General features: G+C 66.7%; 18 protein-coding genes. 8 read left to right on the forward strand and 10 right to left on the reverse strand.

The genetic code is table 11. From position 1 onward, the window contains the following. Positions 1-10 precede the first annotated feature (10 nt). The 5 genes from JQX13_RS51585 to JQX13_RS51605 are packed head-to-tail and all read right to left on the reverse strand — an operon-like array spanning position 11 to position 5,718. Positions 11-559, reverse strand: coding sequence for a cbb3-type cytochrome c oxidase N-terminal domain-containing protein (locus JQX13_RS51585; protein ID WP_203406698.1), 549 nt, complete (start codon positions 557-559; stop codon positions 11-13). Next, positions 546-758, reverse strand: coding sequence for a CcoQ/FixQ family Cbb3-type cytochrome c oxidase assembly chaperone (locus JQX13_RS51590; RefSeq protein ID WP_203406699.1), 213 nt, complete (start codon positions 756-758; stop codon positions 546-548). Before JQX13_RS51590 ends, JQX13_RS51585 begins: the two co-directional genes overlap by 14 nt. Next, positions 758-3,103 carry a cytochrome-c oxidase, cbb3-type subunit I gene (gene ccoN / locus JQX13_RS51595; protein ID WP_239014387.1) on the reverse strand — a complete coding sequence of 782 codons (2,346 nt, stop codon included), beginning with the start codon at positions 3,101-3,103 and terminating at the stop codon, positions 758-760. The genes JQX13_RS51590 and ccoN overlap by 1 nt, the downstream gene beginning before the upstream one ends. Before the next feature lie 18 nt (positions 3,104-3,121). Further along, positions 3,122-3,307 carry a cytochrome oxidase gene (locus JQX13_RS51600; protein ID WP_203406701.1) on the reverse strand — a complete coding sequence of 62 codons (186 nt, stop codon included), beginning with the start codon at positions 3,305-3,307 and terminating at the stop codon, positions 3,122-3,124. Continuing rightward, positions 3,304-5,718 (reverse strand): heavy metal translocating P-type ATPase, encoded by a 2,415-nt coding sequence (locus JQX13_RS51605; RefSeq protein WP_203406702.1) that lies wholly within the window; start codon positions 5,716-5,718, stop codon positions 3,304-3,306. The genes JQX13_RS51600 and JQX13_RS51605 overlap by 4 nt, the downstream gene beginning before the upstream one ends. A gap of 93 nt (positions 5,719-5,811) precedes the next feature. Between JQX13_RS51605 and JQX13_RS51610 the strand changes: the two genes are divergently transcribed. Both JQX13_RS51610 and JQX13_RS51615 read left to right on the forward strand, forming a co-directional pair. Next, the gene (locus tag JQX13_RS51610; RefSeq protein WP_239014388.1) at positions 5,812-6,456 is read left to right on the forward strand and encodes a sulfite exporter TauE/SafE family protein; all 645 of its coding nucleotides are present in this window, start codon (positions 5,812-5,814) and stop codon (positions 6,454-6,456) included. 100 nt (positions 6,457-6,556) lie between these two features. Beyond that, entirely contained in the window at positions 6,557-6,772 is a 216-nt protein-coding gene (locus JQX13_RS51615) for a hypothetical protein (protein ID WP_203406704.1), read from the forward strand. 21 nt (positions 6,773-6,793) lie between these two features. Here the strand turns inward: JQX13_RS51615 and JQX13_RS51620 are convergent, their stop codons facing one another. Continuing rightward, a complete protein-coding gene (locus tag JQX13_RS51620; protein WP_203406705.1) occupies positions 6,794-8,326 on the reverse strand; it encodes a DUF4214 domain-containing protein in 1,533 nt (510 codons plus the stop codon). A gap of 212 nt (positions 8,327-8,538) precedes the next feature. Between JQX13_RS51620 and JQX13_RS51625 the strand changes: the two genes are divergently transcribed. Further along, on the forward strand, positions 8,539-8,940 hold the full coding sequence (locus tag JQX13_RS51625) for a hypothetical protein (RefSeq protein ID WP_203406706.1): 402 nt from the start codon (positions 8,539-8,541) through the stop codon (positions 8,938-8,940). A 235-nt stretch (positions 8,941-9,175) separates the two neighbouring features. Here JQX13_RS51625 and JQX13_RS51630 read toward each other — a convergent pair whose 3' ends face one another. Continuing rightward, positions 9,176-10,186, reverse strand: coding sequence for a zinc-dependent alcohol dehydrogenase family protein (locus JQX13_RS51630; protein ID WP_203406707.1), 1,011 nt, complete (start codon positions 10,184-10,186; stop codon positions 9,176-9,178). Between the two features lie 67 nt (positions 10,187-10,253). Between JQX13_RS51630 and JQX13_RS51635 the strand changes: the two genes are divergently transcribed. After that, a complete protein-coding gene (locus tag JQX13_RS51635; protein ID WP_203406708.1) occupies positions 10,254-11,141 on the forward strand; it encodes a LysR family transcriptional regulator in 888 nt (295 codons plus the stop codon). Between the two features lie 3 nt (positions 11,142-11,144). Here JQX13_RS51635 and JQX13_RS51640 read toward each other — a convergent pair whose 3' ends face one another. The 3 genes from JQX13_RS51640 to rpmB form a co-directional block, all read right to left on the reverse strand. Beyond that, on the reverse strand, positions 11,145-11,882 hold the full coding sequence (locus tag JQX13_RS51640) for a hypothetical protein (RefSeq protein ID WP_203406709.1): 738 nt from the start codon (positions 11,880-11,882) through the stop codon (positions 11,145-11,147). A gap of 136 nt (positions 11,883-12,018) precedes the next feature. Then, a complete protein-coding gene (gene rpsR / locus JQX13_RS51645) occupies positions 12,019-12,324 on the reverse strand; it encodes a 30S ribosomal protein S18 (protein WP_239014389.1) in 306 nt (101 codons plus the stop codon). Between the two features lie 64 nt (positions 12,325-12,388). Further along, the gene (rpmB, locus tag JQX13_RS51650) at positions 12,389-12,625 is read right to left on the reverse strand and encodes a 50S ribosomal protein L28 (protein ID WP_203406710.1); all 237 of its coding nucleotides are present in this window, start codon (positions 12,623-12,625) and stop codon (positions 12,389-12,391) included. A gap of 228 nt (positions 12,626-12,853) precedes the next feature. On the opposite strand from rpmB, the gene JQX13_RS51655 reads away from it, so the two are divergent. The 4 genes from JQX13_RS51655 (at position 12,854) to JQX13_RS51670 (ending at position 20,983) form a co-directional block, all read left to right on the forward strand. Next, positions 12,854-15,118, forward strand: coding sequence for a di-heme oxidoredictase family protein (locus JQX13_RS51655; RefSeq protein WP_203406711.1), 2,265 nt, complete (start codon positions 12,854-12,856; stop codon positions 15,116-15,118). Positions 15,119-15,509: 391 nt separating this feature from the next. Beyond that, on the forward strand, positions 15,510-16,832 hold the full coding sequence (locus JQX13_RS51660; RefSeq protein WP_239014390.1) for an ammonium transporter: 1,323 nt from the start codon (positions 15,510-15,512) through the stop codon (positions 16,830-16,832). A gap of 311 nt (positions 16,833-17,143) precedes the next feature. Further along, positions 17,144-19,033 carry a fibronectin type III domain-containing protein gene (locus JQX13_RS55800; RefSeq protein ID WP_275424970.1) on the forward strand — a complete coding sequence of 630 codons (1,890 nt, stop codon included), beginning with the start codon at positions 17,144-17,146 and terminating at the stop codon, positions 19,031-19,033. A gap of 108 nt (positions 19,034-19,141) precedes the next feature. Beyond that, positions 19,142-20,983, forward strand: coding sequence for a glycosyl hydrolase family 18 protein (locus JQX13_RS51670; RefSeq protein WP_203406713.1), 1,842 nt, complete (start codon positions 19,142-19,144; stop codon positions 20,981-20,983). Positions 20,984-21,013 lie beyond the last annotated feature (30 nt).

Raw genomic sequence — 21,013 nt, forward strand, 5'->3', positions numbered from 1 at the left:
ACGCCCTCCCCTACTGCTCCGGCTCGCCCTGGGGAGCCTTGCCGGGCACGCGGGTGTTCTTGAGTGTCAGCACGTAGGCGACGATGGAGCGCACGCGCTCGGCGCCCAGCGTCCGCTCCCAGGCGGGCATGCCCTTGGCCACCACGCCCTCGGCCACCGTCCTGTGGATGTCCATCGGCTTGCCGCCGTGCAGCCAGAACTCGTCCGTGAGGTTGGGGCCGATGAGCCCCTCGCCCTTCTGGCCATGGCAGGCCGCGCACTGCTGCGTGAACTGCGTCTTGCCCTGGTCCACCGCCAGGGGATCCTGCATCAGCGCGAGCAGCGTCTCGTCGGACGTGGGCTTGCCGGAGGCGGCCTTGCGCGCGGCCTCGGCGGCTTCGGCCTTGTACACCTCGAGGGAGCCGGGGCCCGTGCCGCTCACGTGGTAGTAGAACCAGTAGCCGAAGGCGAAGACGATGGTGGTCCAGAGGATGAACAACCACCACCGGGGCAGGTGGTTGTCCATCTCCTCGATGCCGTCATAGATGTGGAGAACGCCCGGCTTGTCACTCGAGCTCATGGTGGCTCCTCCCGCCGCGAGAGTCGGAAGTCACCGCGCCCGGCTCGGCCAGCGGCAGCCGCGCGAGCGCGTCGTAGTCCTGCCCTCGACGCGCGAGCATCACCCACGCCGTCACGCCGAGGAAAACAGCGAAGAAGAGAAGAAGGGTGAAGAGCGGGAGATGGACCAGGTCCATGCCCTCGTAGAATTGGCGCCACATCAGGGAGTCCCTCCCACCGTCGAGGCCGTCTTGATACCGCCCGGAGCCTGCTGGATGTCCTGGGGCCCGCGTCCGAGCCGCTGCAGGTAGGAGATGATGGCCACCATCTCCGAGTCCCACGTCACCTCGATGCCCTGGCTGGCCAGGTCCGCGACGATGGTCTCCGCCTGGGCCTTCTGACGCGCCTCGGCCCCATCGACGTCGGTGTTGGTGTACGGCACACCGAGCTTCTGCATCAGCGCCAGCTTCTTGGGCGCCAGCTTCACGTCGATCCTGTTGTCCGCGAGCCACGCGTACGACGGCATGTTGGAGCCGGGGCTGGTGGCGCGCGGATCCATCAGGTGCGTGTAGTGCCAGAGGTTGGGGTACTTGCCGCCCACGCGGTGCAGATCCGGACCGGTGCGCTTGCTGCCCCACTGGAACGGGTGATCGAAGATGAACTCCTCCGCCCGGGACACGTCGCCATAGCGCTGCGACTCGGCGAGGAAGGGACGGATCATCTGCGAGTGGCAGACGTAGCAGCCCTCGCGCACGTACAGGTCACGCCCCTGCAGTTCCAGCGGGGAGTACGGCTGCTGCGCCTCGCCGTGAGCCGGGACCGCCTGCTTGACGAGGATGGTGGGCAGCAACTCCGCCACACCGCCGATGAGGATGGCGAGCAGGGTGAGCACGGTGAAGGCCAGCGGCCGGCCCTCGATGAGGGCGAACCAGGAGGGCCCACCGGACTCGCGGTTGCGGCGGGCGATGATCCACGCGAACTCACCCAGCGCCACGATGGCGCCCATGATGGCGATGGAGCGCACCGGGCCGGACCAGCCCAGGAAGACGCTGATGCCGATGATGGCCAGCGCGAACAGGAGCGGCCAACCGGTGACCACGGCCACCCAGGCGGGCTTGCCCGCGACCACGGACTCGGGAGCCTTCTCCTCCACCACCACCGTGGTCTCACCGTCCACGGCCTGGCCGGAGTGGGCCGTCTTCCAGAGGTTCCACACCATCAGGAAGAAGCCGAGCAGGTAGAGCGAGCCACCGAGGAAGCGGACGATGTACATGGGCCGGATGGCGATCAGCGTCTCCACGAAGCTCGGGTAGAGCAGCGTCCCGTCCGGGTTGGTGGCGCGCCACATGAGGCCCTGGTTGATGCCCGAGGCCCACATCGCGACCATGTAGAGCAGGATGCCCACCGTGGCCGTCCAGAAGTGCAGGTCCGCGGCCTTCACCGAGTGCAGCTTCGTGCCGTACAGCCTGGGCACCAGCCAGTAGAACATGCCGGCCGCCATGAGGCCGTTCCAGCCCAGGGCGCCACCGTGCACGTGGCCGATGATCCAATCCGTGTAGTGGCCGAGCGCGCTCACCGACTTGATGGAGAGCAGCGGGCCCTCGAAGGTGGCCATGCCGTAGAAGGTGACACCGGCGATGAGGAACTTGATGACGGGCTCCTCACGCAGCTTGTGCCACGCGCCGCGCAGGGTGAGCAGGCCGTTGAGCATGCCGCCCCAGGAGGGGGCCCATAGCATGACGCTGAAGATCATCCCCAGCGACTGCGCCCAGTCGGGCAGCGCGGTGTACAGCAGGTGGTGCGGACCGGCCCAGATGTAGATGAAGACCAGGGCCCAGAAGTGGATGATGGAGAGCCGGTACGAGTAGACCGGGCGCTCGGCCGCCTTGGGCAGGAAGTAATACATGATGCCCAGGATGGGCGTGGTCAGGAAGAAGGCGACGGCGTTGTGGCCGTACCACCACTGCACCAGCGCGTCCTGCACACCGGCGAAGACGGAGTAGCTCTTCAGCGGGCTGAGTGGCAGCGCCAGGCTGTTGACGATGTGCAGCACCGCCACGGTGATGATGGTGGCGATGTAGAACCAGATGGCGACGTAGAGGTTCTTCTCGTTGCGCTTCGCCAGCGTCCAGAAGAAGTTGATGGCGAACACCACCCAGATGAGCGCGATGGCGATGTCGATGGGCCACTCGAGCTCGGCGTACTCCTTCGAGGTGGAGATACCCAGAGGCAGCGTCACGGCCGCCGCGACGATGATGGCCTGCCACCCCCAGAAGTGGATCTTCGAGAGGAGATCGGACGCCATCCGCGTCTTCAGCAGGCGCTGGGTGGAGTAGTAGACGCCGGCGAACATCATGTTGCCCACGAACGCGAAGATGACCGCGTTGGTGTGCAGCGGGCGCAGGCGAGAGAAGGTCAGGTAGGGAACGCCGAAGTTGAGCTGCCACCAGGCCAGCTGGGCGGCGACGATACAGCCCACCAGCATGCCCACCACGCCGAACAGGATCGACGCGGTGATGAACCGCCGGGTGGTGGTGTCGTCGTAGACGATGCGTTGCTGTTGCACGAGATCACCTCGGGACATTCATTGCTGCGGCGTGGAGTCGGAGGACTCCGCCCGGGAGGGGCGGGCGGTGTCGTCCTCGAGCGGGAAGAGGGCCAGGCGGTCGGAGTGCTCGTAGTCCCGGTGCCGCACGCTGAAGGCGTAGAGCAGCACCGAGCCCACCACGAGCATCAGGCTGACGAAGACCTGCAAGACGATGACATTCATGCGGGCACCTCCTTCAGCGCCCGCGGCTTCTCGCTGGCCGCGTGCTGGCGGCTGGCGGAGAGGCTCGCGAGGGTGAAGAGGATGAGGGAGAGGGAGCTGAGCGGCATGACCACCGCCGCGCGCAGGGGAGTCATCAGACCCGCGAGACTCACCGACACCGTCACCACGTTGTAGACCAGGGAGACGCCGATGATCCGGCGCACCACCTGGCGCAGCCGGCCCGAGAGCTCCAACGCCTCGCGGATGGACGAGAGCCCCTCGCCCATGAGGAAGAAGTCGGACTTGCCCGGCAGCACCGGCCGGTCGATGGCGGGCGTACCCGCGCAGAAGGCGCGCTCGAAGGCGAGGCTGTCATTGACGCCATCGCCCAGGTAGAGCGTGTCCGCCTGCTCGATTCGCGCCACCGCCTCGGCCTTGTCCTCGGGACGCTGGCCACCGAGCGCGTGCTCCACCGGTACGCCCAGCGCCCCGGCCATGGCACGCACCCGCTCGGGCGCGTCGCCGGAGATGAGCCACACCTCCTGGCCCGCCTCGCTCAGCGCTTGAATCTCCCGGCGCGCATCGGCACGCACGGACTCGCGCAGGGCGAAGGTGGCCAGCGGCTGGCCCTCGCGAGCAAGGACGGTCCCCTCCAACCCCGTGGCCCCAGGTGCCGCCCACGCGGGAGCACCCAACCGCCACGTCCCATCCTCCCGGAGCAACTCCAGGCCCTGCCCGGGGTGCTCCGTCACCTGAGCGCCGGCGGAGAAGCGCGCGCCCGTGCGGGAGAGGGCCGCGGCGAGACAACGGCTCACCGGGTGGTTGCTGCGCGCGGCCATGTCGAAGGCCACGTCGCGAGTCCCGGGCGCGAGCGCGTTCACGGCCTCGCGGTCCACCAGCTCGAGCCGGCCGAGCGTCAACGTCCCCGTCTTGTCGAAGAGCACCTTGCGCACGCGGGGAAGCCGGTCCAGTAGATCCTGGCTGCGCACGAAGAGGCCGAGCCGGCGCAGGCGCGTCTGGGTGAGCTCGTAGGCGAGCGGCACGGCGATGCCGATGGCGCAGGGGCACGTCACCACGAGGAGGGCCACCGCCACCTGCAGCGCCTTGTCCTGACCCTGGGGCAGCCAGAGCGCGAGCCCCAGCCCGGAGACGAGCAACACGGAGAGCACCCAGCGGCGGGACACCGCGTTCCAGAAGCGCGCATGCGCGGGCACCCGGCCGGGCGCGGCGGGCGTCTGGCGAAGCAGGGCCACCAGCGGAGAGTCCTGGAAGTCCGTTCGGGCACGCAGGTGGGCGGCGGCACGGGCCGCGTTGAAGGCCCCGGCGGGCACCTCCCCTCCCCTCTCCACCGCGCGCACATCGGGCTCACCCGTCACCCAGTCGGTGGAGAAGCTGGCGCGTGCGTCGAGCAGCTCGGCGTCCACGGGCACCAGCTCGCCCGGGGCGATGACGAGCACATCCCCCGCGCGCAGCTCGGCGGCGCGCACGGTGACGAGCCTGTCCCCCTCCTGCCTGCGGGTGAAGAGGCCGTCCGCGCCATCATCCTCCAGGAGGAAGCGGCGGTTGCGCTCGAGGACGCGCTGTTGAAGCCAGCGGCCCACCAACATCAGGGTGACGAAGGTGTTGAGCGTGTCGAAGTAGGCGAGGTCCCCCCGGCCATCCCGCGCCTTCAGCAGCGAGGTGGCGAAGACGAGCAGGATGCCCAGGGCGATGGGCAGGTCCAGGTGGAGCACGCCGCTGCGCAGCCCGCGCCAGGCCGAACGGAAGAAGGGCCAGCCGCCCACCAGCACCACGCCGGTGGAGAGCCACACGCTGAGCTGGCTGAAGAGGGAGAAGACCTCGCCGTCGGCGGGCGTGAGCCCCACGTAGAAGCTCACCGAGAAGAGCATCACGTTCATCGTGATGGCGGCGCAGATGCCGAGCCGGATGGGCAGGTCGTGCGAGGCGGACTCGGAGCGCTTGCGGCTGGGGCCGAAGAGGTAGCCGAAGCCCTCGACGGAGCGGAGGAAGGCGGCCACGTCGAGGGCGCCCTTGCGCCACGCGAGCCGCACCTTGCCGAGCGCCGGATTCACGGTGAGCGAGGCCCCACCGGGCTGACGGCGGAACAGCTCGTTCATCAGCCAGACACATGCGGCGCAGTGGATGCCCTGCACATCCAGCTCGAGCGCACAGACGGAGCCGGTGGAGGACTCGGCGCGGGCCACGAGCGGCTCCAGCCAGGCGAAACCCCGGTCCTGCTTGGGTTCGGGCGCCGGGGCCGCCTTGCCATCGGCCAGCGAGTAGTACCGGGTCAGACCCTGGTCCACGAGGAGACGGTGGACGGCCTCGCAGCCCGCGCAGCAGAAGTCCTTCAGCGACGCGCCCTCGGGGACGGGGCTGCCGCAGTGACGGCACGAGGCCGAGGGCTGCTCTGCTGGCTGGGAGGCCGGCATCGGACCGGGCCCCTTGCGAACGGCATGCCCATTGCCATGCACCGGGGCATGACCCCGGCATTTCCCTTTCTCGAAAGCGTATGGACGGGCGCGGTGGGAGCCCTGGTGGTGGGCATCACCGGCAGCGTGCACTGCCTTCTGATGTGCGGGCCGCTGGCGTGCGCGGGACTGCCGGGGGTGAAGGGCCCGGAGCGGTGGCGCGCGGTGCTCGCCTACCAGAGCGCCCGAGTGGGCTCGTACGCACTGGTGGGCGGGCTGCTGGGGGCGTTGGGAGGAGGGGTGACCCAGGCCCTCGCGGTCTCGACGCGGCCCTATCTGCCGTGGGTGATGGCGGCGGCGCTGGTGGCCTCGGCGCTGGAATTGGGCAAGCGGCTGCGCCCCCTCCCGGGGCTGTCCTACCTGGCCGGTGCCGTCACCCGGGCGAGCGCAAAGTTTTCGCTTTTGAGCAAATCGGGCGCAATGGGTGCGGTAACCCCGCTCCTGCCGTGCGGCCTGCTCTACGGCGTGTACGCGGCGGCCTTGGCGAGCGGCTCCTTTGGAGGCGGAGCCCTGTTGATGGGAGCGTTCGCGCTGGGCGGGCTCCCGGCGCTGCTGGGGGCCCAGCTCCAGACGGGCTTATGGCAACGGAAACCGCGCATGGCGGAGTTCGCGCTGAAACGCGCGGTGCCTCTGCTGGCCGCGGCGGTGCTCATCTATCGGGCGGTGGGCGTCAGCGCGGGCCACCCAAGCTGCCACTGAGCCTCCCAGGGCAGCCCGTCGAGCAGGCGGCCATCCTGGCACCAGGTGCCCTTCGTCCGGGGCACCCTCATGTTGAGGGGACATCCTTGGGAGAGAAAACATGAGCGAGAAAGACGTGTTGAAGGTCCCCTTGGCTCCCACTCCCCCCGAGCGTGAGAGGGAGGCGGGGTCGGAGGAGGACGAGCAGCCCACGCGCTCCGTACCCGTGATGAACCCCGACGCCGGACCGGCCGGGACACCCTCCCTGGGCGACAAGCGGCGCATCATCGAGCCCGCCAACCCACCGGGCCGGTACCCCGGCGTCAGTGTGACCTGAGCCGGGGCCATCACCGAGCGCCTACAACCCGTACCGGGCCTTGTACTCGGCGCTGTTGATGAGGGACTCCACCACGTCGCCGCGAGTCGCTCCCGACTGCAGCGCGTCGACATAGGTGGCGAGCCCGGAGGCATCGGGATCCCGCCCCAACAAGACGGCGTACGCATAGGACACGAAGTACGTGTTGGACATCGCGTTCATCGTCGAGGCGGGAGCATAGTTGCCCGTGGCGAGCCTGTTGACCTTGTACTCATTGGACTCGAGGAAGGCGATCTGCAGCTCGATACGGGTCATCGAGCCATTCAGGAGCGCGTTGGTCCAGGTCGTCAGCCCGCCTGAATCGCCCACCCGGCCCAGCAGGATCTCATAGAGGTACTTCACATAGTCGGCATGCGTCATCGAGTCGTGGACCTCGGGAGGCTCCTCATCCGAGGGAGGAGGCTCACCGCCCCCACCCGCCGCGTCTCGATACGCGTCGATCTGCGCATTGGTCAGCAACCCGCGGCTCGTGATCGCGGTCCTTTCCGCCGTGCTGAGGTCTCCCCCGGCGAAAGCGGAGACCAGGAAGAGGTGGATCTTCGGAGTGTTGATGTCATACATCAACCCGAAGCGGCTCTCGGACAGAGAATCGAGCTCGGGCTGATCCAGAAGCTCGTAGAAATGCATCGACTCGACGTTGACCTTCGTCTGGGACAAGATGATCTTCAGATGCCTCGTGATGCCCCTGAAACAGGCCTCGGTCATCGGCTTTCCGGCGAGGTTCTCATACAGGGTCCTATCACCGTAAGGGGTGTTGGGATCTCCCGCGTAGATCTCCGCGCAGTTGAACTCGTTGATCTTAACGGGCCTGTTGAAGCGAGCCATATTGGCGAAAAGCCCACCGGAACCAAACCAGGGATCCGTATCCGGGTTCGCCTGCTCCTCCCAAGGGTAGATATGATAACCCAGGACATCGAACTCCACGCCTTGGGAGATCATGAAGTCGATGAATCCATAGGCCCGGCCGATGAACCCCAGAACGATTCGCAGGGGAATCCCGGAGCTCGCCCTGACATCCTTGATGGCCCGGGCCATGCCGCGGTTGACGGCGGCCTCACGCCGGCCACAATCATTGTTGTAGGGAGAGGCATCCATGGCGGACGAGCCGGGCGCGATCTTCAGCTGCCGCTCGTTCTGGAGCTCCCAAACCGTAATCAGATGCTTCATCTGATTGACGATGTTCTTCGTGGCATCATAGGCCTGCTGTTCCGTGGCCTGGGTCCCACAGGTATAATTGTTGTTCTTCGGATCATACAGCATGGCTTCCACTTCGACGTTCCGCTCCTTGAAAGCGGTAACGACCTGCGTGAGCCAGGTGATGTTCGAATTGGGAGAGATGTCCAACCGGACGGAACGAACGTTCCTCTGGCTCAGGACAAGTGCCATCTGCCTGGCTTTATCCACCGTGCTGACGTGCGGCGGGTGGATGTTCACTCCATAGACCAGGGCGTGGGCCGCCGATGACCACACCAGGGTCATCAGGCCGACGATGGACAGCAATTTGAGTCGGTTCATGTCACTCCAAGCTGGTTTTAAGCGTATTTTTACACATCCCTGCTTTAAGCGCATCACTTGTTTCGCTCGAATCACATCTTTCTCCTACCTCAAGAAATCGAGCAGTGTGGACCGGGTCGTCATGGATCCGTGGCATCCCCGTTGCTCACGCCTCTCATGATTTGATAGGCATGGACGGACCCCCCCAACCTCGATTGAGGAGTGAGCGAATCATGAAGATGCATCTGATGGTGGTGGCCCTGGTCTCCCTGGTGGCGGCATGCGGTAGCCCGGTACAGCAGGGGCAGGAGCAGGCCCCCGCGAGCGTGGAAGAAGCGCTGGCGATCGGCGGCACGCAGTGCGGCGAGAACGTGTGCGGTGCGGGCACCTATTGCTGCAACCCGAGCTGTGGCATCTGCGCCCCCAAGGGTGGCGCATGTCCCGACGTGATGTGTGAGGAGCCCACGGTGAAGGCCGAGCCGAAGCAGGAGGAGCCCGCCGCGGACATCTCCATCGGAATCGGAGGCCCCTGCGGCTCGAACTACTGCGGCAAGGGCTACTTCTGCTGCAACGCGAGCTGTGGTACCTGCGCCCCGGCGGGTGGCGGCTGCCCGCAGGTGGTGTGCGAAAACTGAGCAGGTAGACGCGGGCGATCAGCCCATTCATCCATGAACGGGCCGTGTCTGGAATACCAGACACGGCCCGTGGCGCTTCAAGAGCCCGAGAGGCTCAGCAACCACACCGCGAAGCGAGGTGACTGTCATGAAGCGCCGCAGCCCCCACAGCGCGGCTCCAATCTCTCACAACAAACACTCTCAGTAATGGACGTCTGTACTGCGCGCCATGACGAGCCCAGGAGTCGTGTTTCACTCATGAGACGGCGATGACCACCTTTCCGAACTGAGCCCCGCTGGCGAGGTACTCGAACGCGGCTCTCGTCTCGCTGAACGGAAAGATACGGTCCACCACCGGCCGCGCCCCGTGCTCGGCGAGCGCCCGCCCTAGCGACTCCAGATCCTCGCGGCTTCCCGCCGATATCGCCTGGAGCCGCACCACCTTCTGCAAAGCGCGCCGCAGGTCGAACCGCACCGCGGGGCTCTCCAGGAAGCCCACCAGGCTCACCGTCCCGCCCATGCGCGTGGCCTCGATGGAACGCTCGACGCCCTCCCCTCCCACCACATCCAGCACATGGTCCGCCCCGCGCCCCCCCGTGAGCAGCAGGACGCGCACCGCCCAGTCCGGGTGTTCCCGCGTGTGGATGCCATGCGCCGCGCCCAGTCCCACCGCGCGATCCAGCTTGTCCCCACCGCGGGAGGTGACGATGACCCGCGCCCCCGCCAGCCGTGCGAGTTGAAGCGCGTACAGCGACACCCCACCCGTGCCCTGCACCACCACCGTGTCTCCCGGACCCACGCGCCCCTGGGTGAAGAGCGAGTGCCATGCGGTGACCCCGGCGATGGGCAGCGTCGCAGCCTCCGCGTCCGTCAGGTGCGCGGGCGCTGCGATGGCCGCATCCTCGTGCACGCAGGCGTACTCGCGCAGCAATCCGTCCAGCGGACCACCCAGCCGCCGACGTGAGGTTTCCGCGGTGGGACCGCCGCGAACCCAGTCCGGCACATACGCCGGAATCACGCGGTCCCCCACCTTGAAGCGGCGCACCTCCGGCCCCACCGCCACGACTTCACCCACCCCGTCCGAGACGGGCACCAGCGGACGAGGGAAATTCCCATAGGTGCCCCTCAGGATGGCGAGGTCTCGGTAGTTCAGCGACACGGCGCGCAGCCGCAGCAGCACTTCATGCGGGCCCGGCTCCGGGTCCGGCCTCTGGGAGGGTTGGAGGGCGTCGAAACCGCTTCCGCTTTCCAGTGTGTAGATCTTCATGCCCCTCAAGGATGCATGGGGATGGGGGCTGCGGAAACGAACGTTCGTGCAGGCTGGACGTGCGAGAATGCACGGCATGTTGGCCTGGGATGATCTGCGTTACTTCCTCGCCGTTTACCGCCATGGCACCCATGCGGCGGCCGGGCGAGCGCTGCGTGTCGCCGCTACCACCATCGGCCGGCGGCTCGGGGCACTCGAAACGGAGCTCGGAGTGAAGCTGCTACGGCGCACGCCGGGCGGACTGGTTCCCACGGAGGCCGGAGAGCGGCTGCGTGCCCATGCCGAGCGCGTGGAGGCCGAGGTGCTCGCCTCCGAGCGGGAGCTGACCGGCGAGGACCAACGCGTGGCGGGTCCGGTGCGCCTCACGTCGGGGGACGGCCTGGCCGTGTACGTGCTCACGCCCCGGCTGCTGGAGCTACGGGCGAAGCACCCGGACCTGGAGGTGGAGCTGCGCGCCGATCCTCGCGTGTTGGATCTATCGCGCCGGGAGGCGGACGTGGCGGTCCGCGCGTTCCGACCCCGAGAGCCATCGCTGCTGGCGCGGCGGCTCGTCCCCTTTCCCTTCCGCGTGTACGGCAGCGAGCCCTACTTCGCGCGGCGCGGGCGGCCCTCGAGCCTACGCGACCTGTCCCAACACGACTGGGTGGTGCCCGACGCCGCGCAGGAGTCCTCGCCCCACGAGGTATGGCGGCGCCGGAATGCCTCCGGAGGCCGGATCGTGGTGCGCACCAGTGCCACCACCCTCCTCATGACCGCCTGTGCCGAGGGACATGGGCTGGCCATGGTACCGGAGCTGCTCGCCGCCCGTGAGCCACGCCTGGTGCCCGTCCTTCCACGCGCCACCGGGCTCCCCACCGGAGAGCTGTGGGCAGTCACCCATCCGGACCTGCGCCACAGCGCTCGCGTCAACGCGGTGCTCGAATGGCTGGTGCGGGTGCTCGCGCCCTCCCGCTGATCCTCACCACGAAAGCGCGGAAAGCAACTCGAAGCGCTCTCCGCACGAGGGACAGCAAGCCGAGCCCTCCAGCTGCCGCAACCATTCCGCCACCTGGAGGTGCCCCACATGCGTGGCCAAGGCCCGCAGGGAGGCCACGTCGACGTGATTCAGCAGGGAGGGTGTCCAGGGTGGGGCGCTCGATGACGAGGGCGCCACGGTCGTCTTCTTCGCGTGCGGAGGGAGGTTGGGCTCCTCGGTGGTCACCCGGAAGGCCGGCGTTTCCACGAGGATCAAGAGGTGCGCCTCGCAACGCGGGCAGAGACACTCGAGCTCTCCATCATCCAACCGGGACAACTGCCGCCCCAGCTTGCGTAATCCATGCAGTGCCGCGAACGCCTCGAGCAGGTAGATGAACGCCGACTGCTCATACCGATGGAGCAGGAGGGCTTCGCCCGCGAGCGCTCGGAACGACTCCACGGCACGGGCGACGTCGGCCCGATAGGGCGCGGGCACCGCCTCCTCCTCCGTCCACGCGGCGACGACACCGGCGAAGTTCAGGAATCGCTCCCGGGCCGAGGGCGGTTGCGAGCGTGCGATGTCCGCGAGGTGAGGCAGCGCGGCGTAGGTGGCGCTGTACGTCGTGTACTGGTGGCAGAGACAGCACCAGAGCTCATCCCAGAGCTCGTCGTCGGGTTGCACCCGGAGCCGCGTGAGCAGCTCCGGGATGTCACTCGCGGCTCCGTAGGCGTGCTGCAACATCGACCACTCAGGAGAATCCAGGGAGAGCATACGTCCGCCGATGATAACAGGACCCCTCGCACCGCCCAGCTCAGACAAGCGGCTCGGTCGATGGCTCCACGGCACGCACCACGCTCAAGCGTCCACTCCCACCTGCTCAGGAGCCATGATGGACGTAGGGCAGCAGCCCGAGCATTCGCGCGCGCTTCACCGCCCGGGCCACCTGGCGCTGCTGCTGGGCCGTCACTCCGGTGATCCGGCGAGGAATGAGCTTCCCACGCTCCGTCACGAAGTACTTGAGGAGCTGCACGTCCTTGAAGTCCACGCTCCGGGCCGCCCCGAGTGGATTGGGTTTGCGGCGTCCCGGTCCGCCACGCGAGGAGCGGCGCTCATCGTCGTCTCTCCTGAGGGGTTCCCGGAACCGGCTCCCCCGCTCCTCTTTCCTCATCGTCTCGTCCACCACGTGTGAACCCTCCTCTCGAGTCCATGAGCTGGCGTGCCCGCCCTGTCGGCGGCACGCCGGGGAGTCAGAAGCGCTCGCCCCTCGCGAGCAGCTCCGCCACCACCCGGTCGATGCCGCGCTTGTTGATGATGCGGATACCGTGAGTGCTGACACGCAGCCGGACGAAGCGGTTCAGGCTCGGCACCCAGTACCGGTGGTACTGCAGATTCGGCAGTGAGCGGGTCTTCGTCTTGTTGTTCGCGTGACTGACATTGTTGCCCACCAGTGGGCGCTTTCCCGAGACCTGACACACCTTGGACATCGTCCATCCTCCTTCGATGGCTCCCAGTTATCGCAACACAGTTGCGTTTGCAAACCCGTTCGAGCCGTTCGACTCGCCGCGTCAGAGTCCAGCCCCGGCGATCAGGACCGTCGAGCACCCAACAAACCATCACCTCGACTAACACGACGTCCCAGTTTTTCTTCACTATCCGTCCAGGCCTGCACGGCCGGATCGAGCAGTGTTCCATAAGGAAACCCAAAGCCCCCCATGCTCAACAAGACAACCGGAATGGCAGTCACATTACTGGTCGCCAGCCTGATGGCAGGTGATGCCCTTGCCGCCACCTACGGTGTGCAGCCGTCAGGTTCATCCGCCATCTTCTACGTCGACACCACCTCCTGGGCGGACATTCATTACCGCCTCAACAACGGGGGGCAGCTCAACGTCAGGATGACCGTCACCAATGGAAGAAATCAGTACACGGTGAGCAACCTGACCAGTGGGAGCATCATCGATTACAACTTCACCTACTGGGACGTGTCTTGTAACTGTGCTCGCGATACGCCCGCGGCCAGGTACACCCACGGCACCGTTGTCGATGGAGGAACGGGCGATGCCGGTACGGACGGCGGCACGACCGACGCCGGTACGGACGGCGGCACGACCGATGCCGGTACGGACGGCGGTGGCATCGCCAACATCGTGCCCCTCTTCAACAGCGGCACGCCCCTGGAACCAGCCCTGGTGGAGGACACGCCTCAGGCCCTGATCACTCGCGTCGGTGAGCGGGTACGCGACCGTCATGCACGTGAATCGGAATTCCAGGCGTACGACCACTTCCTGCCGCTGTACTTCGTGAACCGGACGTTCTACGTCGAGATCGTGGACCAGGTCGCCAAGGGAGGAAACCAGATCACGGTCAACCTGCATACGACCCATCCCCATGATGGCACGAACTTCCGGGCCTTCTTCCGGGGCATCAACACGGTGGCGGAGTACTGGCACAACGGGACCTTCTCCCGCGTGAATGACCATCTCTATACGGCCAGCGTCAGCTACAACGCCAAGGAAGGCCGGGCGATCCGGGTTGGCGATCGCATGGAGATGGAAGTGGGCGTCTTCCTGCAACGGCCGGTGGAAGGGCGCTTCAACTACTACGCGCGTGCATGGCTCTACATCGTGGGCAGCGGCGGCATCGTCCCCTTCGAGGGCGTTGGCGCCACCCTGGACTCGTATCCGATGCCGGAGGCCGCATGGAGCGGCGGCCGGACCACGCTGAACCAGCCGTACTCGAACGAGCCCGCCGAGCGCTTCATGCAGATGGCGTTGAACATTGCGCCGGTGAACACGCAGACGTTCGTCGAGGGGCGGCGCATCCATCACACCGACTTCGGGGATGGCAGCCATTCCGAGTCGGGCAACCCCGTCTTCACGGAGCAGCAGAACAAGCTGGGGCCGAACTACATCGCGCGCTCCTGCGTCGCCTGTCACAAGAACAACGGACGGGGCCTGCCTCCCGCCATCAACACCACGTTGAACAACATGGTGGTCAAGGTGGGGCAGAGCAATGGCGCCGCGGATCCGCAGCTGGGCGCGAAGCTGCAACCGTTCAGCACCAGTGGCACTCGCGAGGCGGATGCCCGCATCACCCGGTGGGATGAGAGCAGCGGTCAGTTCAGCGACGGCACGACCTATCGGCTGCGCAAGCCGGCCTACAGCTTCCTCAATGTCATTCCCACCCACTACTCGGCGCGTGCCACCCCGCAGCTGGTCGGCCTGGGCCTGCTGGAAGCCGTGCCCGAGAGCGCCATCGCCGCCCTGGCCGATCCGAATGACGGCAACGGTGACGGCATCTCCGGCCGCATGAGGACCGTGGCGGATCCCCAGACGGGTGAGACCCGCCTGGGCCGCTTCGGCTGGAAGGCGGGCCTGGCGCGCCTGCGGCATCAGGTCGCCGATGCCTTCAACGGAGACATGGGGGTCACGAGCTCCGTCTACAAGACCCTGGATTGTGGCTCGGCGCAGACCGGCTGCTCGGGCTCCAGCACGGAGCTGAGCGATCAGGACCTCGACAAGATCGTCAGGTACATCGCCCTGCTGGGTGTCCCGGCCCGCCGCAACCTGAACGACGCGCAGGCCGTGCGGGGTGAGTCCCTCTTCCAGAGCGCGGGGTGTGCCAACTGCCACAGAGCCACGCTGACCACGAGCCCCTATCACCCGCACGCGGAGCTGCGCGGCCAGACGATCCACCCCTACACGGACCTGCTGCTGCATGACATGGGCCCTGGACTGGCCGACAACCTGCCGGAGGGCAACGCCTCGGGTTCGGAGTGGCGTACACCGCCGCTGTGGGGCATTGGCCTGACGGCCGGTGTCAGCGGTGGCGAGGCCTACCTGCACGATGGCCGGGCGCGCAACCTGTCGGAGGCCATTCTCTGGCATGGGGGTGAGGCGGAGTCGTCCAAGAAGGCCTTCGTCAACATGTCCAGCACCGACAGGGCCGCCCTGATCCGCTTCTTGCAGTCCCTCTGATCCGGACTCGAGTACATCTCGGGGGGCCGCGCTGTGTCGCGGCCCCCTTTTTACTTCTCACCCCTCCGAGGGAGGAGCCCGCGACATCCTACGATTTTGTAGGAACTCGCCCCTCTGGAGACAAAAATGTAGGACCGCGTGGCTCCAGGCACCTCCCGCTGGCCGTACCCCGCCCATCCTGTGCCTACGAAATTGTCGGTTTCCAGGAGCGAACCTACAAATTCGTAGGCCTGGAGACGGCCTGCGCCTGCCTGCCTGGCAGGCCGCTTCCAGCCAGAATCCCTCGTGATTTCAAGAAGATGCATCCCCCCTCGGTGGATGGAGGTGCTGGCCCCCCAGTTGCACTGGCTCCAACGAGAGCGGGCCCATGCGGCCCATTGCGTGAGAGGTGATGATGTCGGCAGGAATCGTCGGAGCCGATGTGGCGTGGGTGCTGGTCTCGTGCGCCCTGGTGATGCTGATGGTCCCGGGACTGGCGCTCTTCTATGGGGGCATGGTGCAGGGCAAGAACGTGCTCTCCACCCTCATGCACAGCTTCGGCGCCCTGGCGGTGGTGACGGTGGTGTGGGCGCTCTGGGGCTACTCACTTGCCTTCGGGGAGACGCAGGGAGGCCTCCTCGGAGGCACCACGCACCTGTTCATGAAGGGAGTGGGACTGGAGGCCAAGGGCACGCTGCCGCACACCCTCTTCTTCCTCTTCCAGGGTACCTTCGCCGCCATCACGCCCGCGCTCATCAGCGGTGCGTACGCCGAGCGGCTCAAGTTCTCCGCCTTCCTCCTCTTCACGGTGCTGTGGGCGACGTTCGTGTACGCGCCCGTGGCGCACTGGGTGTGGGCTCCGGAGGGCTGGCTGCTGAAGCTGGGCGCGCTCGACTTCGCCGGTGGTGCCGTGGTGCACCTCACCAGTGGTGTCTCGGCGCTCGTGGTGGCGCTCGTGGTGGGTCGCCGCAAGGGCGCGCGTCAGCCTCCGCACAACCTCACCTTCACCCTGCTGGGCGCGGGGCTCCTCTGGTTCGGCTGGTTCGGCTTCAACGCGGGCAGTGCGCTGGCGGCCAATGAGCTGGCCGCGCTCGCCGCGACCAACACCCACCTGGCGGCCGCGTCCGGCGCGGTGGCCTGGGGCATCGTGGACCTGGTGCGCCTGAAGAAGGTGACCGCGCTGGGCGCCGCCAGCGGACTCGTGGCGGGTCTGGTGGGCATCACCCCGGCGGCCGGCTTCGTCTCGCCCATGGGCGCGTTGGCCATCGGCCTCCTGGCCGGCGCGGTGTGCTACGGCGGCGTCCTCCTCAAGGAGCACCTGAACTACGACGATGCCCTGGATGTCGTCGGTGTGCATGGCGTGGGCGGCGCGCTCGGGGCGCTGCTCACCGGAGTGTTCGCCACCGTGGCCGTCAACCCGGCCGGAGCCGATGGTGTCCTCGCGGCCGGCAACTGGGCCCTGCTCGGCAAGCAGGCGCTCAGCATCGTGGCGGTGGCGGCCTTCTCCGGGCTCCTCACCTTCGTCATCCTCAAGGTGGTGCAGGCGGTGATGGGCCTCCGCGTGGATGCCGAGGCCGAGTTCGAGGGGTTGGATCTCCACGTCCACGGCGAGCGCGCCTACCACTCCGGTATCGCCATGGGCAGCCCCAGCCTGCCGTCTCGCGAGGCGGCTCCCACGGAGGCCAGCGCCCCCGCGCAGGCCCCGCTCAGCGCCGAGCCCGCGATGGAGGGTTGAGCTCCGCGCGCGCCGGTTCCACGGGCAACCGCAGGACGAAGCGGGCACCTCCCTCGGAGCGGTTCTCCGCGTGGAGCGTGCCCCCGGCGCGCGAGAGCCTGGCGGTGAAGCTGAGAGGAAATGAAGCATCCGGTCCATCCCGGTTCGAGTCGGCTGCCTGGCAGGCGACCGAGCCCCCGGAACATGGATTGACCCGGAAAAAAGCGCCCAGGCCTCTCCACGGGTATCGCCGTACCCAAAGGAAGGCCTGAATGCATACCCCATATCGAAGTGCCACGAGCTGGACAGGACTCCTGTCCCTCGTTTTCGTGATGTCCACAGCCTGCCAGCCGGGGACGTCCTCCGACGAGAGCGGCGAGCCGATTGCCTCGGACATTTCCGGAGCGGCCCGCTCGGAGCTGGTGAGCTGCATCGGAGTCCCCGAGTGGAACGCCAGCACCATCTACAACCCGGGCGATCGAGTCGTCTACAAGAGCAACCTGTACGAGGCCCTGGTGGCCATCTGGACGGCCGACCCCGTCCTGGGCACCGCCAGCGGCTGGTACAAGCTCATTGGCTCCTGCGGCGACGGCGGTACCGGGGGTGACACCACCGCGCCCTCTCAGGTGACGGGCCTGCGCTCCACCGGCGTCACCAGCACCCAGGTATCCCTGGCGTGGAACGCGGCAACGGACAACGTCGGCGTCACCGGCTATCTCGTGTTCCGCAATGGCACACAGGTCGGCACGACGACGGGGACCACCTTCACGGACAGTGGTCTCTCTCCTTCGGCCCAGTACGGCTATGTCATCAAGGCGCGCGATGCCGCGGGCAACGTGTCGGTGGCGAGCAGCACTGTGTCGGTGACCACGAATCCCGATGGGACGGGAGGCAACCCCGACGGCTCGTGGCATCCGAGCTACCTCGCGCTCGGTACCGTCTACGAGCCCTTCACGGGCACCGACGCGTTCTTCTCCAAGGTCAACCCGCTCTTCCCCGCGGGCAAGCGGCTCGACTACGGCTATCTGTACCTCAATGGAGGCTCGCAGATCAGCGAGTGGCATTCGCGTGCCGTGCGGCTGGCCACGAAGAGCAAGGAACAGGGCATGACGCCCATCTTCGTGGTGTATGGGATTGGAGGCAACACCGACAGCCACTCGGCCGTATGGAACAACCTGCAGAGCGCCAGCTTCCTCTCGCAGTACTTCCAGGCCCTGGCCGACGTGGGCCGGACCGCGTCGGAGATCATGGGAACGGGCCGGATCGGCTACATCATCGAGCCCGACACCCTGGGCTACATCCAGCAGCAATACGCATCGCAGTATGGCAATGATCCCTCGAAGATCCCCGCCGCCACCCATGCCGTCTACGACTCGGGAGTGCTCCAGCGTGATAGGGATCCGCTCTTCCCCAATACGCTGACCGGGCTCGTCCAGAGCATCAACTACACGCTGCGCAAGTACACCTCGAGGGCCTTCCTCGGCTGGCAGCTCAACCTCTGGGCGGCGCCGGGGGCGCCCAGCACCGGCATCGTTCACGCGACCGAGGTGTATGGTTTCGAGGCTGGCAAGCTCCGCATCCAGGAGAACGCACGCGCCAACGCGAGCTTCGCCCAGAAGGCTGGGGTTCAGTATGGCGGTGCCGAGTTCATCTCCATCGACAAGTACGGTCTGGACGGCGCCATCGCGACCGGCGCGAACCCGAACGATCCAGCGAGCTCGCTGTGGTTCTGGAACGCGGACCTCTGGAACAACTACCTGCTGTTCGTCCGGACACTGAAGGAGACGCTCGGGTTGCCCGTGGTGCTCTGGCAGATCCCCACCGGGCACATCAACGGCACCACGCGCCGCAGCCCCACGGCGTACAACGCCTCCGGCACCTTCCCGGACCTGCCCAATACCGTACAGCGCTACGAGGACTCGGCGTCCCCGTACCTCTTTGGCGATACCTTGACGCTCTCGGGTAACCGGCTGGCCTACTTCTCGAAGAACGTGTGGAATGATCCCAAGGTCTCGGTGAACGGCAACACGGTCACGTGGGGCTCGCACCTGTCGGAGGCCGCCAACGCGGGTGTCGTCGCCATCCTCATGGGCGCGGGTGTCGGCATCAGCACCCGAGGCATTCCCCAGCCAGGGAGCTATCCCGAGGATCAGCCGACCGATAACTACTATTGGATCACTCGCATCCAGGAGTACTACGCCAACCCGGTGCAGCTCCCCTGACGCACTGCGTTCCGCCCTCCGGCAAGGACGGCATGACCCGAAGTTCCGGGCCTGACGCTCTATCCAGACAGAGCGTCTCGATTCCCAGTCCTTTTGCCCGGAGGAAGCATGCGTCAGTCGAGGAAGTTCTTTGTCAGTGCCCTGTTGGGCTCTCTGGTCGCCTGTGGCGGCCAGGAGCCGCAGACGTCGAGCAATACCCAGAGCCAGGAGCTCGCGGCCTCCGCCGCCGGATTGACGGCCACCCTCAACGCCAGCTCCAGCTGGGAGGGTGGCTTCAATGGGGTGGTGACGATCAAGAACACCACCAGCAGTCCGATTACGGACTGGGCCGTCACCCTCAAGTTCAACGGCAACGCCGCGATCAGTGGCTCCCCCTGGGGCGCTGGCGGCTCCGCCACCCGGGGGAGCGACGGCTCATGGACCCTCCTCCCCAACACCTGGGGCGGCAATGTCGTGCCCGCCAACGGCAGCGTGACCGTGACCTTCTCGGGGACGGGGACCTACACGGGGGTGAGCAGCTGCACCATCAACGGGTATGCCTGTGATGGAAGCCAGCCTCATCCCGGCGACGACACCACGCCTCCCACGGTCGGTCTCTCGGCCAGCCCGACCAACCTCACGAGCGCGGGCAGCGTGAGCCTTTCGGCTCCGGCGAGCGACAACGTGGGCGTGGCCAAGGTCGAGTTCTACAGGAATGGCACCCTGCTGAGCACGGATACCTCCAGCCCCTTCAGCGCCTCGGACGCGTTCAACTCCAGCACCCAGAATGGCACCTATGGCTATACGGCCAGGGCCTATGACGCCGCGGGGAACACCACCACCTCCAGCGTGGCGAACGTCACCGTCAACATCACCGGCGAGCCGCCTCCTCCCGGAGGGAGGATGTACATCGGGTATGCCAGCAGCTGGAACACGAGCATCAACGATCTGACGACCGCGAACATCCCCAGCTACTACACGCACCTGAACCTCTCCTTCGTGCGGCCGAACACGGCCTACCAGAGGGGCTCGTACGAGTTCGATCAGGCCGTGGCGGGTCTCGAGTTCTTCGAGGGCGCCACGACGAACACCGGGCAGAAGAAGTTCACCCCGGAGCAGGCGCGGACGCTCATCAACAACATCCGGGCGCTGCGCGCACGTGGAACGCAGGTGTGGCTCTCGGTTGGAGGATGGAGCTACAGCCAGGGCAGCCAGTGGGCGGAGTTCAGCGCGCCGCACGTCGTCGACCTGGCGCAGGACCTCGAGGTCGATGGAATCGACATCGATTGGGAGTCGAGCGGGAGCAGCTGCAACAAGCTCCCGGCGGCTCAGTTCAGCTGCAGCAAGGATGGGGAGATCGCCAACATCATCACGAGCCTGGACAGCACCATCCGGGCCCGGGGCCTGAAGCTGGGAATCTCGATCGCGGGCTGGTCGACGGGCGCCTACTACGTGGCGGGGACGCCGTTCGAGGAGGGCAAGGTGCAGTGGGGCTCGCCCTTCGGCGGAACGATGTACAACGTGGTGAAGAACCACGGGAACAAGCTCCACCACATCAACCTCATGTCCTACGACGGCGGCGACTACTACGACCCCCGTGAAGGCTATGAGTCCTACCGGGCCATCTACAGCGGGCCCATCGCCATGGGACTGGAGATCGCCCCGGAGGGCGCGGGTGGCGCGACGTTGAAGCTCAACGCGGAGCCCGGCACCGTCTACGACGCCGAGATGCTCACGGGGCAGAACAACATGGCGACGAAGTATTACAACGTCGAGACGCTCGCCACGTACATCAAGAACAAGGGCAAGCCCACCGACGGAATGATGGTGTGGCAGATCTGGAAGGAGCGCGTCCACGCCACTCCGCCCGCGGGCGCGGCCACGGTGAACGCCACCGGCCAGAAGGTCTGCCAGATCCTCGGCATCACCAGCAACTGCAACCAGAGCCTGCCCGAGCTGCCGAAGTACTAGGCGCAGGCCTCGCGCCCGGCGGGAGAGAAC

The organism is Archangium violaceum, assembly GCF_016859125.1.
Taxonomy (GTDB): Bacteria; Myxococcota; Myxococcia; order Myxococcales; family Myxococcaceae; genus Archangium; species Archangium violaceum_A.

Coding starts and splice junctions, on each gene's coding strand:
- JQX13_RS51655 (WP_203406711.1), top strand. CDS start 12,854: ATGCTCAACAAGACAACCGGAATGGCAGTCACATTACTGGTCGCCAGC.
- JQX13_RS51585 (WP_203406698.1), bottom strand. CDS start 559: ATGAGCTCGAGTGACAAGCCGGGCGTTCTCCACATCTATGACGGCATC.
- JQX13_RS51635 (WP_203406708.1), top strand. CDS start 10,254: ATGCACGGCATGTTGGCCTGGGATGATCTGCGTTACTTCCTCGCCGTT.
- JQX13_RS51640 (WP_203406709.1), bottom strand. CDS start 11,882: ATGTTGCAGCACGCCTACGGAGCCGCGAGTGACATCCCGGAGCTGCTC.
- JQX13_RS55800 (WP_275424970.1), top strand. CDS start 17,144: ATGTCCACAGCCTGCCAGCCGGGGACGTCCTCCGACGAGAGCGGCGAG.
- JQX13_RS51615 (WP_203406704.1), top strand. CDS start 6,557: ATGAGCGAGAAAGACGTGTTGAAGGTCCCCTTGGCTCCCACTCCCCCC.
- JQX13_RS51630 (WP_203406707.1), bottom strand. CDS start 10,186: ATGAAGATCTACACACTGGAAAGCGGAAGCGGTTTCGACGCCCTCCAA.
- JQX13_RS51605 (WP_203406702.1), bottom strand. CDS start 5,718: ATGCCGGCCTCCCAGCCAGCAGAGCAGCCCTCGGCCTCGTGCCGTCAC.
- rpmB (WP_203406710.1), bottom strand. CDS start 12,625: ATGTCCAAGGTGTGTCAGGTCTCGGGAAAGCGCCCACTGGTGGGCAAC.
- JQX13_RS51620 (WP_203406705.1), bottom strand. CDS start 8,326: ATGAACCGACTCAAATTGCTGTCCATCGTCGGCCTGATGACCCTGGTG.
- JQX13_RS51590 (WP_203406699.1), bottom strand. CDS start 758: ATGTGGCGCCAATTCTACGAGGGCATGGACCTGGTCCATCTCCCGCTC.
- JQX13_RS51670 (WP_203406713.1), top strand. CDS start 19,142: ATGCGTCAGTCGAGGAAGTTCTTTGTCAGTGCCCTGTTGGGCTCTCTG.
- JQX13_RS51660 (WP_239014390.1), top strand. CDS start 15,510: ATGATGTCGGCAGGAATCGTCGGAGCCGATGTGGCGTGGGTGCTGGTC.
- JQX13_RS51600 (WP_203406701.1), bottom strand. CDS start 3,307: ATGAATGTCATCGTCTTGCAGGTCTTCGTCAGCCTGATGCTCGTGGTG.
- JQX13_RS51625 (WP_203406706.1), top strand. CDS start 8,539: ATGAAGATGCATCTGATGGTGGTGGCCCTGGTCTCCCTGGTGGCGGCA.